The 12,745-nt window shown below is 37.6% G+C and carries 12 protein-coding genes; 3 read left to right on the forward strand and 9 right to left on the reverse strand.

Annotated elements, in window-relative coordinates; genetic code table 11:
• The first annotated feature begins 21 nt into the window (after positions 1-21).
• Positions 22-1,476: a hypothetical protein gene (locus tag I593_RS10140; protein ID WP_016167480.1), complete on the forward strand. Its 1,455-nt coding sequence runs from the start codon at positions 22-24 to the stop codon at positions 1,474-1,476.
• Between the two features lie 138 nt (positions 1,477-1,614).
• On the opposite strand, the gene I593_RS10145 is transcribed toward I593_RS10140, so the two are convergent.
• Together I593_RS10145 and I593_RS10150 are read right to left on the reverse strand one after the other, a co-directional pair.
• The gene (locus I593_RS10145; RefSeq protein WP_016167481.1) at positions 1,615-2,055 is read right to left on the reverse strand and encodes a DUF2147 domain-containing protein; all 441 of its coding nucleotides are present in this window, start codon (positions 2,053-2,055) and stop codon (positions 1,615-1,617) included.
• A gap of 404 nt (positions 2,056-2,459) precedes the next feature.
• Positions 2,460-3,089 carry an alpha/beta hydrolase gene (locus I593_RS10150; RefSeq protein WP_016167482.1) on the reverse strand — a complete coding sequence of 210 codons (630 nt, stop codon included), beginning with the start codon at positions 3,087-3,089 and terminating at the stop codon, positions 2,460-2,462.
• 125 nt (positions 3,090-3,214) lie between these two features.
• Between I593_RS10150 and yaaA the strand changes: the two genes are divergently transcribed.
• The gene (yaaA, locus tag I593_RS10155; protein ID WP_016167483.1) at positions 3,215-3,994 is read left to right on the forward strand and encodes a peroxide stress protein YaaA; all 780 of its coding nucleotides are present in this window, start codon (positions 3,215-3,217) and stop codon (positions 3,992-3,994) included.
• Between the two features lie 92 nt (positions 3,995-4,086).
• Here the strand turns inward: yaaA and I593_RS20995 are convergent, their stop codons facing one another.
• The 5 genes from I593_RS20995 to I593_RS10175 form a co-directional block, all read right to left on the reverse strand.
• The gene (locus I593_RS20995) at positions 4,087-4,212 is read right to left on the reverse strand and encodes a hypothetical protein (RefSeq protein ID WP_016167484.1); all 126 of its coding nucleotides are present in this window, start codon (positions 4,210-4,212) and stop codon (positions 4,087-4,089) included.
• A gap of 593 nt (positions 4,213-4,805) precedes the next feature.
• A complete protein-coding gene (gene phrB / locus I593_RS10160) occupies positions 4,806-6,221 on the reverse strand; it encodes a deoxyribodipyrimidine photo-lyase (RefSeq protein WP_016167485.1) in 1,416 nt (471 codons plus the stop codon).
• Between the two features lie 139 nt (positions 6,222-6,360).
• A complete protein-coding gene (locus tag I593_RS10165; RefSeq protein WP_016167486.1) occupies positions 6,361-6,843 on the reverse strand; it encodes an FKBP-type peptidyl-prolyl cis-trans isomerase in 483 nt (160 codons plus the stop codon).
• Between the two features lie 134 nt (positions 6,844-6,977).
• Positions 6,978-8,264, reverse strand: a complete 1,287-nt coding sequence (locus tag I593_RS10170; RefSeq protein WP_016167487.1) for an NAD(P)/FAD-dependent oxidoreductase — start codon at positions 8,262-8,264, stop codon at positions 6,978-6,980.
• Between the two features lie 129 nt (positions 8,265-8,393).
• Positions 8,394-9,704, reverse strand: a complete 1,311-nt coding sequence (locus I593_RS10175; protein WP_016167488.1) for a D-alanyl-D-alanine carboxypeptidase PBP6B — start codon at positions 9,702-9,704, stop codon at positions 8,394-8,396.
• A 178-nt stretch (positions 9,705-9,882) separates the two neighbouring features.
• Between I593_RS10175 and I593_RS10180 the strand changes: the two genes are divergently transcribed.
• Positions 9,883-11,586 (forward strand): M61 family metallopeptidase, encoded by a 1,704-nt coding sequence (locus tag I593_RS10180; protein ID WP_016167489.1) that lies wholly within the window; start codon positions 9,883-9,885, stop codon positions 11,584-11,586.
• Positions 11,587-11,669: 83 nt separating this feature from the next.
• Here I593_RS10180 and uraH read toward each other — a convergent pair whose 3' ends face one another.
• Together uraH and paaI are read right to left on the reverse strand one after the other, a co-directional pair.
• On the reverse strand, positions 11,670-12,068 hold the full coding sequence (gene uraH / locus I593_RS10185; RefSeq protein ID WP_016167490.1) for a hydroxyisourate hydrolase: 399 nt from the start codon (positions 12,066-12,068) through the stop codon (positions 11,670-11,672).
• A 128-nt stretch (positions 12,069-12,196) separates the two neighbouring features.
• Positions 12,197-12,610: a hydroxyphenylacetyl-CoA thioesterase PaaI gene (gene paaI / locus I593_RS10190; RefSeq protein ID WP_016167491.1), complete on the reverse strand. Its 414-nt coding sequence runs from the start codon at positions 12,608-12,610 to the stop codon at positions 12,197-12,199.
• Between the last annotated feature and the right edge of the window lie 135 nt (positions 12,611-12,745).

Genomic DNA, 12,745 nt, shown 5'->3' on the forward strand with positions numbered 1-12,745 from the left:
TATTTCTCCAAGAATAAAAAGATGTATTCTAAAATAGCTATTTTCATTGCGATATTTTTATTTTTTCTATCGTGGTGCGTGCCTGCTGTTGATGGTATGGTTGGTTTTGGCGTCATGGTGACATCAATTCTATATCATTTTTTGATTGTCCCTATTCCCCAAATGTTTCCTGTATGGGCTAATTTAACTTTTTTATTAGCAGTGAGATGCTATTTTAAAGAAAGTGAGATGCTGGAAACATTTGAATCCAAAGCATGGATGTATAGTGTTATTACATGTGTTCTTATGTGTATTGGATTTTCTATAGCAATTATTAAAGTTAATGTGGGTGCTGTGATATGGTTATATTCAGGATTCTTTTTAATCTTGGCGCTAGCATTAACGAAAATACCTCCTTTCTGGGATAAAATAGGCTTAGTTCTAGGAATTGGATTTATTGTATTTTTAAGTTTTAAAATTTATCAAAATGAATCCTATGTGTCTAAATATCAAACAGGCTTTAAAGAAGAAGGTCTAAAACATTATTTATTTCGCCCTAAGAATAGTGAATATGTAATACCAACTTTAACTCAGGTACAGCAAAACAATTCATATAGATGGTTAAATGGGCAGAAAGTAGCTAATGATACTGTGGATTTATCAAATTTAATCAATGAGACGATTGAATTAGATTTTAACAAAACGATTGATGTTCCAAAATCTAATAATAAAAAGGCTGAATGTAAGTTAAAACAGAATAACCAACATGCTTTGTATTTTCCTCCACGTTATATTGATAATGGATATTCTTGGACACGATATTTTAATTCAGGAAATATCGCTGTAGGATATCCGACTCAAAAGGAAGGAACGGTAATCTATCGCTCTAAGAATATTGATTCGATGCATACAGTTATTCAACTTATTCGTAAAGCAGATCAGCATATTTTATATCAGCAAACTCTTTTGGCAAATGGTGGCTATGATGGATGTACATATGAACCTAAGCAGTATGAGCAAGAACTGAATTCAGTATTTGAATTGGATTCATCTTCTTTAAATAGAAAATTTGGTAGTTTTGTATCTTTGGAAAAATTTGAAGCACCCGAAAAATTAATTGAAAAATGTGAATGGCTAAATGAATCTTTTAATATTTTTATATTTGAAAATAAAAAAATTAATTTTCTGAATAAAAAAGTATTTAGCCCTCAAATTTTATGTTCTGAACATTATATTGCAGTTGTATCATTAACTGAATACAGTGTTGGTGATATTGAAAATACATTACAAGTTGAAATGTTTAAGCGAGATGATTTACAGCCAATTAATTGTGGGTTGCTTCGTTATGGCTTGACTAAGCCACAGACAGATGCATTTTATAAAAGAGAATTAGAAGTAGTAGACGTAACAATATTATCAGATAAGTTAGAACATTCTAAATGCCCTTATGTTGAATTACGGCTCAGTGATGGTCATGTGGATAAAGATTATAATTAGGTCGAAAATTTTTAGGGATGTGTTGTATTTAAATGAGTAAAAATGCTGAATCATGGGTCATTCAGCATTTTCTTAAATTATTTGCGTTATCTCAATTTTAAAGATGTGATACTCAATAAAAATAGAAAAAGTAATTGTTTACTCCACACGTACCCAAGTTTGACTACGACCTACAGCAGAAACACCGAAATAGCCACGTAAAAAGAGCTTTTTACTATTCGCACTAACCTTACCCTTTAAGCTATAAATCTTTCCTGAAACAGGGTCAATAATTTTACCATTACTATAATTTATATGATCATTCGTCTTTAAACCTGTAATGACTTGCATGCCGATAATTGGTTTGTTGGTATAAGGTGCAGGGCACTGAGTACAAAATTCTTTTGGTGTATAACCAGGACGCGGTGTTAGTTTGAGAACAGTACCTGCGTAAGTATTATTTGATTGTTTTTCAATTTTTACTAAGGCTTTAGGCTCACCTGTTTTGTCATCAATAAAGTGCCAAGTACCAGTAATGTCCTGTGCAAAGCTTGATGTGGTAGCTAAAGCAAGTAAAATTGCCCCAAAAAATGTTTTCATAGAAATCTGACCGTAGTTTTGAAATTTAAAAGTGGAAAGCTATAGCGAGCTAAGGTATTGATTGTACAATTAATTATTTAAATAATAATGTGCATAAAATGCCAAAAAATATAAGAAAATAAACTTGTAAAGCAGCATTTTTCATTGCATGAATGTTGATAATTGAGGTGTGTTTAATCATGCATTAATCAAGAAATTCAGGCAGAAAAATAGGTATTTAGCCGAATAAAAGTACTGCAATAAAGCTAGAAAGTAATTAGGAAATAGAAAAAAAGAATCTGTTTGATTGATTCATGATTTTAATCCAGTAGATCAAATACAATGAGTAATATTCAACGAGAGCATAGGTTCGAGAAAGAAATCACCTTGAATGATCATGATGTCTTTCCCGAACGTATTACAGCTTAAATTAATAAGAAACGTGAAATTGCAATACGTAACTGCTTTAAATAGCCTGTAAAGAAGTGATTCGCACCTGGTAAAACAGTAACTAAATGACGCTGTGGTTTTGCCCAAGCAATCATGTCTGAGAGTAAAGTTACATCATCGGCTTCACCGTGAATAAACAGAATATCTCCTTTAAGTTCAGGTGTTTGATAGTGGCGTACACCTGCAACAGTCGCCGTTGGCAAACCGCACAAAATAGTTTGAATTGATTTGAGTTCGCTTGGTAAAGCGTCGTAGCATTTTGCCATGACATGCGCACCAAAGCTAAAACCGCCTGCATAAAATGGTAAGCCAGCATGTTGTAAACGTGCGTGATGAATGACTTTTAATACATCGTCAGTTTCGCCGTGTCCTTCATCATGGACACCTTCACTTTGACCTGAACCACGGAAGCTTGGACGATAAACTACACAACCATTTTCAACTAAAATTTGAGCCAAAAGCGCTGGAACTTTATGTTGCGGCGTACCGCCTTGCAATGGATGGGGGTGGCAAATTACCGCGAATCCTTTCACTTCGCCTTGTGGGTAATCAACGAAAACTTCAATTTGACCCACTGAACCGGGAATGAAAATTTGCTCGGACATAAGATAAATGGATTAATAGCAGGAGAATCCGCTATTTTACCGATTATGATCAGTAAAAACACAGATTGGAAAAAAAATTAGTCTACTGTTATAGTCTGTTTAATTATTTTTTAATCAAATTGTATATGCTCGCCTTAATTTCTCCTGCTAAGACTTTAGATTATGAATCTGCACTTCCAACTGATCAACACACTTTACCAAGACTGCTAGAGCATTCACAACAACTTATAGACGTAAGTCGTAAGCTGTCTGCTTCAGAAATCGCCAGTTTAATGAGTGTGAGTGAAAAAATTGCACAATTGAATGTAGCACGGTTCCGTGAATGGCAACCTGAGTTTAATTTTTCCAATGCTCGTCAGGCCATTTTTGCTTTTAAAGGCGATGTCTATACGGGTTTAGATGCGTATGATTTGACATCACAAGACTTAGAATTTGCACAAACACATTTACGTATGTTGTCTGGTCTTTATGGTTTATTGCGTCCTTTGGACTTAATGATGCCGTATCGATTAGAAATGGGCACCAAATTAGCCAATGCGCGTGGTCATAATTTATATGAGTTTTGGGGCGATAAGATTACGCAATTGGTGAATGATGATTTAGAAGAGGCAAATTCAGATTTGTTGGTGAATTTGGCTTCAGATGAATACTATAAATCGGTGAAAGAAAGTAAAGTGAAGGCTAAAATTATCAAGCCTGTATTCTTAGATCAGAAAAATGGCAAATACAAAGTCATTAGTTTTTATGCGAAAAAAGCCCGTGGTTTAATGGCACGTTATATCATTCAGAATCAATTGAATCGTGTAGAAGATTTAAAATCTTTCAATACTGATGGTTATTATTTTGATGCAGTGAGCTCAATTCAAGGTGAGCTGGTCTTTAAGCGTGATGAACAAGCCGTGTAAAAATATGAAGATCATGACTTGAGTGGTTCTTTATGAATGTTGTATCAAGTATTGTTCAAAAAAAAGCCCCTTAAACAAAGGGGCTTTTTAATTTAACCAACCCATCCACTTGGCGTATCTTGAATAAGCTGTTGTGTAGATGGTGGAGGAGGTGTTACAGCCCCTTGGCAGCCAACCAAGTAATATGATGTGAGTAAAACCACTAGAAATGTACGCATAAGCACCTCATATGAAGAAAAAAGTTCTTTCAACTACCATATTCATTGCTTCGATTTTTAGATGTTTTATCTTAAGTTGTGCCGAAGTGATCGGTTTGATCTTTAGATATCCTATCTCTATTGATGCTATATATTAAGTCATAGCATATATGATTAATTTTACACCCAAATTGAGTGGACAAGCGCAAAATCAATCGAGCTAGTTACATAACTTAGCAATCAATGTATCTAGTATCTTTCACTTGCAAAATCTGACTTTTGATCTTGGTTTTGGGAGAGAACCAAGCCTAAGTAACTTCAAGATCATTATCTAAAGCTAGATTTGATCTATACAGCTTTACAGATCTTATCGGAACTAAATTTCAGTCTTGAGAGCGATAAAATTGTCTAATCGAGAGATTAGTCGTACGACCATTGGCAGGAGAATGCTTGTGTCGGAAAGAATACTGCAAGGGTAGATTAATAGGTGAATTTTAACATGAAAAGTATAGTTTTTGGTCGGTTGTTCGCATCGAATTGGATATTTTTTAATATTTATTTGCAAGACTCTGAAAGTGTTGCAAATAAATATTAAAAAAAATTATTTGGAGCAATTAAATTCCCTTAAAGGCATCAATTGCCCGCTGACGGCTCGATTTCAAGTCAACGATAGGGTGGGGATAATCCAGTTTTAAGTTTGTATTTTTGGCAAATGGTTCATGAATACTCTTGGCATCGAGATGAGCCAATTCAGGAACCCATTTGCGAATATAGTCGCCATTGGCATCAAATTTTTGTGATTGGCTAATCGGGTTAAAGATACGGAAATAGGGCACTGCATCTGTACCTGTAGATGCACACCATTGCCAACCACCATTATTTGCGGCTAAATCACCATCAATTAAATGTTGCATAAACCATTGTTCCCCCAGACGCCAATCAATCAGTAAGTTTTTACACAGGAACATTGCTGTGATCATACGGACACGGTTGTGCATCCAGCCCGTAGCAAGCAGTTGTCGCATACCAGCATCGACAATCGGGATACCTGTACGTCCTTGTTGCCATACAATTAAGTCCTCAGGTGCATCGCGCCATGGAATATATTGTGTACTTGCTTTGAAAGGTTGGTGCTTAGAGACTTGTGGAAAGTCATACAGGATATGCTGATAAAATTCACGCCAAAGCAGTTCATCTAACCATGTTTGCTGCCCTAGATTTTCAGGGAGGAAATGCCCGTGTTGCTTTCGAAATAGTGCCTGAATACATTGGCGAATGGAAAGTAAACCAATATTAAGATAAGGAGAGAGCTGACTGGTACCTCGTAAATTTGGAAAGTCTCTTTCATTTTGATAGTGACTAACTTGATGATCAATAAAATGATCCAATCGTTGTAAGGCACAGTCTTCGCCTACAGGCCATTGCATTGCAAAATGAGATTCAAGGGGCTGGGCACCTAATTCAGCAAGCGTAGGAATCTTGCTCTCTACCATGAGGTTGACAGGAGACTGTGCCGTAGGTGTTGGGTAACATTGTGGCAGACTCAAACTGAATTGTTCATAACAAAATTTTTTAAATGCACCAAAGACTTGATAGGGGTGTTGGGATTTATTTCGAATGGAGCCAATTGGGAAAAGTGTACGATCTTGATACAGCTCTAATGTTTTTTTATGTTGTTGAAGTAAATTTTGAACTTCACTATCACGCTTTAACTCATTTACACCAAACTCAATATTGGCATGAATTGTTTCTACCGCATATGTTGTACTCAAATCTAGTAGAGCTTGAGGAATATCTTTCCACAAAGGCACTTGTTGAATGATGAGAGGAATATTGAGTTGATGGAGTTGTTCTTTTAAGGAATGTAATTGGCGTAAGTAAAAATCTATTTTAACAGGTGCATCATGGTGAATCGCCCATTGTTCAGGAGATAAGATGACCACAGCCAAACAGGTATCGGCTTGTGTGGCATACCAAAGTGCAGCATGGTCTTGTATACGTAAGTCTTGTCGGAACCAAATCAATTGCATGAGCTTAGTGCTTGAATAAACTACTTAACTTGATTCTAAAACGATTTACTAAAATTCAGTAGGATGAGATGTATAAAAATAAAACACTAGGCGTAAAAAAGGGCAAAGTTAAATTTGCCCTTTTTTTGATCTGTCGATCTTAGTGGTGATGACCACCCGCACCGTGTACGTGACCGTGATCTAATTCTTCTTGAGAAGCTTCACGGATTTCAACGATTTCAACTTCGAAAGTTAAGTCTTGACCAGCAAGTGGGAAGTTTGCATCAACGATTACGTTGTCGCCTTCAACCGCTTTAACAGTTACGATTTGAACGCCATCATCAGTTTGCGCTTGGAATTGCATGCCCGCTTGGATGTTGTCAACGCCTTGGAACATTTGCGCTGGAACTTCTTGTACTAGGTCTGGGTTGTATTCGCCATAACCTTCAGCAGCAGGAACGTTTACAGTGAATTTTTCGCCTACAGTTTTACCAAGAAGCGCTTTTTCTAAACCAGGGATGATGTTGCCCGCACCGTGCAAATATGCAAGTGGTTCACCTTGAGATTGGTCGAGAGTTTCACCCTCTGCGTTAGTCAATGTGTAGTGGAAAGAAACCACGTGGTTATTTGCAATAGCAGTCATGTTATTGATCCATTCAATTTTTAAGGGTACATCATAAAGTGAAAAGCAGATTTTGTTGACTGTATTTCATCAAAATTCTGCAATTTGTACTTTTTTACGACATTTTTTAGTTAATAAGGGCAATTTAAAAAATTTCAATGCAATTTAATATTAGGTGCCAGTTTTTTGTTCATTGCATCTTTTGCCATAAAATAAGCGGTTCGGGTATATCCATGTAAAGTTGCCTGATGCATACGATACAAAGAGACATAAAGTGATTTCGCCACCCATCCCTGCACGTTCACTTGACCAAGCAATTCTCCTACAGCTTTATGATGACTTAATGACACCAATGAGCCTTTATCTATAAATTTAAACATCGGCGGTGTCTTGTTTTTTATTCGTGCAGACATTGCACTCACCAAGAAATGGGCCTGTTGACTCGCGACTTGTGCACGTGGTCCAAGTACAGGTTCATCGGCAATTGGCTGGCAATGTGCACAATCGCCAAAAGCAAAAATATTCGGGTCTGTTTTGGTTTGTAAGGTCGCGTAGACTTTTAAACGATTTAAATGATCTTTTTCGAATTCCGTCAGATGTTGAAATACTTGCGGCGCTTGAATCCCTGCACACCAAACTTTTAGATCTGCGGGAATACTGGCACCATGAGCAAAATATATTTGTTTTTCATCAATTTTACTGACTCGTTTATGGGTTAAAACTTGAATGTTGGCATGATGCAGTTCACGTAAAGTATGCTGTGATATTTTCTCTGACAGTGCAGGTAAAATGCGGTCGGCAGCCTCAATGAGGGAGATTTTTACTCGTTTAGGATCGATTTTATTGAGGCCGTATTGATGAAAACTTTGTGTACTCTGTACCAGTTCTGCTGCCAATTCTACCCCAGTTGCGCCCGCGCCAATAATGGCAATATTCAAATCTGTGAGCGAAGATTGGGTTTGCGCGGCCACATATAGGTGCAAAAGTTGTTGCTGAAATTGTTCTGCTTGTACGCGACTGTCTAGAAAATGACAATGCTCCTCACGTACACCTTCTGTGTTGAAGTCGTTCGATGTAGAGCCAATAGCAAAAATAAGGGTGTCATAGTTAAGAGAAAAGAGCTGCTGATCTTTATTTCCACTAGAGAAAGGATGTTCTAATAAAATACGCTTATTGCTTCGCTCTAATTCAGTAAAGCGACCTAAGACAAACTCATAATTGTGTTGTGCTGCATGAGCATAATAATTCAATTCCTCGCTGTGGGCATTCAGTGTACCGACTGCAATTTCATGTAATAACGGTTTCCAAATATGTGTCAGATTTTGGTCAACTAAAATAATTTTGGCTTTAGCCTGTTTACCAAAATGTTCTCCCAATAAAGTAGCCAGCTCTAACCCTCCAGCACCACCACCGACAATCACAATTTTATGTAGTTCGTTCATTTTGACCGACCTGTTTTATTATTAAAAAAAAAAGAAGATGGCTTAACATGCCATCTTCTTTTTTTGATGTGTTGTAAGTTGTTTTACAATTTACAACAACTTACATAAACCAAACTAAAGCATTCAACTTTAATGGAGTGGATAAATTTTTACTTTAAAATCATCTGAACCAAAAAAAGGCAGAATATGTTTTAACCAGATGAAGAAGCGCTCAAATACATTGGCTTCTTCAATTTGAACATCATCTTCAATTGCAATAGTTCGGATGAGCTGGTTGTTTTGATAAACATGTACAGTTGCCAACTGCATGACTTTCGCCAAAGGAGCAGTTAAAGCATGCTCATTCATTTCAATATTTAAATGTGTTTTTGTTTCTGCCAAAGGGTTGACGGAATGTAAGCTGCCATCACCTGTATTGAGCATAATACGCTGATTAATTTTGTCGTAAGTGCTTAAGTCAATCGCATAAGGTTGGTCGTACAAAGACGTTGTAATTAGTTCAGGTGCTTGGGTTTGAACTTTAAACATTTTCAATGTGGATTTCACCACAGGTAGCTCAGCAATGAGTTGCTTATCCTTAATTGCAACTTCGTTGCGTGTGTAGGTATAAGCCAAATTCATAAGGTCATAAGCCACTTCCGCACGTTTTGCAGCACTCTTGGTTCCCATGACTACAACGACTAGACGACGATTTGGTGCATCAGGGTTCATGGTAGGACGGTTTGCCGTTAGAGCAAGGTTATAACCCGCTGCTTTGGTATAGCCTGTTTTTAAACCATCAACGGTAGGATCCATTTTCAGGACTAAATTAGTTGCGTGGTGGAAGCGTTGGTTATAGCTAAAACTTTGTTGCTTGGAATAATAAAAATAGTCTGGCGTTTGTTTACTAATTGCTTGTCCTAATTGCGCTAAATCATTTGCAGATGAATAGTGCTCTGGCATGGTAATGCCTGCTGGGTTTTGGAAGTGCGTGTCTTTCATACCGAGCGCTTTTGCTTCCTGATTCATGCGTTCTACAAACTTTGGAATACTGCCTGAAATACGCTCGGCAAGCGTAACGGCCGCATCATTTGCTGACATCACAATTAAGCCTGCCAGAAGTTGATCTACCGAAATCTTTTCGCCTTCCTTTAGGTACATTTGTGATTCGTCCCACATGACTGTTTTTACAACAGGTGTGGCAGTGAGTACTTCATCTTTACGCAAATGTCCTGCTTGAATTTCTTTTAAAGCAATATAACCAACCATCATTTTTGTTAATGAAGCAGGTGCGCGTTGCGCATGGCTATTATATTCAGCAATCACTTGTCCAGATTGGGTGTCTAAAATCGTCCATGATTCGGCTTGAACACTTTCGGGAACTAAGTTAAGGAGTGTAGCGTTTGCAAAAGAAGTACAGAGCAAAGCAAATAAAGCGAGGAGGTAAGTGAAACGTTTCAAAGGTATTCCTATCAAGCTAATCCATCAGCAAGAAACTGACAAAACTAGGGGAATGCTATGCCTTTTTTAACTTGATGGCTAGTCCGAGTTGCAGACAAATAACACAGTTCTGCATCGGTTTAGAAAAAAATGCTAAGCTAGCTGCTAAGATTAATTATTTTATTTTGAACTGCCTATTATGTTGCATTATCAAATCGAATTTGACGATTATCATCAGCATCTTGTACATGTCACACTGCGTTTTTTGGCAAACCCAACTCAAGTCCTTTCTCTCCCAACATGGATTCCTGGTAGCTACTTGATTCGCGAGTTTTCTAAACACATCGAATCTGTGCGCGCGTATGATGAATCGGGTCGCGTTCTAAAAATTCAGAAATTTGAAAAGAATAAATGGCGCTTGTTCAACACGGATCACGAATTTATTACGGTTGAATATGATGTCTATGCCTATGATTTGTCTGTGCGTGGCGCCTATGTCGATCAGAACCGTTTATATGTCAATCCTGCATGTGCTTGTTTAGGTTTGGATGGTCAGGAAGAAAAAGAAATTGAAGTTGAACTGTTCTTGCCTGATGAATTAAAACATTTCCAATTGGCAACAGGCTTGGCATCTAAAAGTTTGGTCAAAGGTCGTTATACCTTAAAAGCCAAAAACTATGCAGAACTAATTGATGCACCGTTTGAGTTAGCAGAGCAAACTCGCTTTAGCTTTAATGCTGAAGGCATCACACATGAGTTTGTGGTTTCAGGGCAACATGCCATGAATGCCGAGCGTATGCAGCAGGACATCGAAAAAATCTGTGCCACTGAAATTAAGATGTTTGGTTCGGCACCGTTTGCCAACTATACCTTTATGACCATGGCAACGGGCAATAGTTATGGTGGATTAGAACATCCAAACAGCACCAGTTTAATTACACCGCGCAGTGATTTGCCGAAAGTTGATGAACCTGTAGAACCTTCGGAAGATTATCAGCGCTTTTTAGGCTTGTGTAGTCATGAATATTTCCATTCGTGGTTGGTCAAGTTTATTCGTCCTGAAAATTTGGTTAATTATGACCTAAACAAAGAAAGTTACACCACTTTACTTTGGGTGTTTGAAGGCTTTACTTCATATTATGACGATTTGATTTTGCTACGCAGTGGTGTGGTCTCGCAAGAATCTTATTTAAAACTCCTTAAAACCCAGATTGATCGTTACTTGCAGAACCCAGGTCGTCATGTACAAACAGTGGCAGAATCTAGTTTTGATGCGTGGGTAAAATTCTATCGTCAGGATGAAAATTCGAACAATGCTGGCACTAGCTACTACAACAAAGGTTGTTTAGTCGCATTGTGTTTGGATCTAGGTCTGCGTTTACGAGGTTCAAGCTTGGATGCTTTAATGCGCAAATTGTACGAGAATGCGCAAAAGGGTGTACAAGTACACGAACGCACGATTGTTGAATTGTGTAATGAGTTGACAGGTGATAATTGGATTGAACAAATTAACCATTTAATCAATACCGTTGATGAATTGCCGCTCGATCAATTATTCCCTGAATTTGGCTTAAGCTATAGCTTAAAAAATGATAAATCATTGCCATTTGGCATGAAAGTCGTAGACAAGCCAGAAGGCGTGCTGATTCAGCAAATTCGCCGTGATGGTGCTGCTGCGCAAGCAGGTCTTTCTGCCAATGATGTGATTCTTGCGATTGATGGCTTAAAAGCCAGTGAAAAGCTCTTGGCGCAATATGCGAAATGTAAAGAGACGTTCACTATCTTTGCATTCCGTCGTGATGAATTGATGCAATTTGAAGTTCAAGCTGGTGAAACTGGTTTAACTACTGTGGAATTAAAAGTAGAAGATCAGACGAAGGCAGATGCTTGGTTAAAAGCTTAAGCTGTCAGATTTAAATAGAGTTAAAAAACGATGCCTTATGGCATCGTTTTTTATATTGAATTTAGTAAAGCTGTTTCGAAACATTAGTTGCCACGATAGGTTGAATAGCCATAAGGGCTAATTAACAGTGGAATATGGTAATGATCAAGTGAGCCATCAATTACAAATACCACAGGAACTTCTGGAAAGAATGAACGTTGATTCTGTTGACGGAACCAGTCACCTGTTTTGAAGGTAACTTTATAGATCCCTTTCTGTAAAGCTGTGTCCTTGGGGTAAAGCTCAGTAATTCGACCTTGTTCGTTGGTCGTACCTGAATTGATCTCGACCCATTGATTGTTTTGTTGCGTTTCTAGCACGACTTTCACATTTGCAGATGGCAAACCATTGTCCAAATTGAGTACATGAACACTTAAAGGGTTTTGTGCAAAGCAGAAAGAAGAGAGACTAAGTCCAACAAGTGGCAAGAAATATTTAACCATTTGACTTTTCCTAAAGCTAAAAAAGATTGAGTTTAAACAATCAATCAGAAATCAACATTTCATTATGTAACAGACACCAGAATCGATAGAACATTAATGAACAATGGATACACAGAGCCAACTTAACGTTATGGTTGTTCTTTTTTCATCGGAACCAACATCCGTGACACACCTCTAAACTCCGCAATTGTTTCTTGCTTTTGGTTCACCACCTGAATGTCGTAAAATTCAGAACGGCCTGCTTGGGAGCGTAACTCCGCAGTTGCAGTGAGTACATCACCAATCCGTCCAGGTTTAATGTAGCTGATATTACAGTGCTGGCCCACGGCAGGGTAGTCACCTGTATTACAAGCAACCGCAAAAGCACCATCGGCTAAAGTGAAGATAATTCCACCGTGACAAGTACCATGTCCTTGGGTATGTCGCTTTTCGACCAAAAGTTCCACTTTGGCATAACAGTCTTTGTAGTCGATTAAGCGGGCACCTATATTTTGCATGACTTGATCATTATTAAATAATGTATGTCCTTTTACAGTGTCCATGTCTCATCCTTTTTGATACGTTATTGTATATTTATAACTAAATATGAATCATCATTAGCACTATCATAGCGCCTGATCAAGGTGTTTGAATAAAAAATAGAAATTTGAAAGTTCAATAAATATTCAAGATTCAAC

It is taken from the genome of Acinetobacter tandoii DSM 14970 = CIP 107469 (assembly GCF_000400735.1).
GTDB lineage: Bacteria > Pseudomonadota > Gammaproteobacteria > Pseudomonadales > Moraxellaceae > Acinetobacter > Acinetobacter tandoii.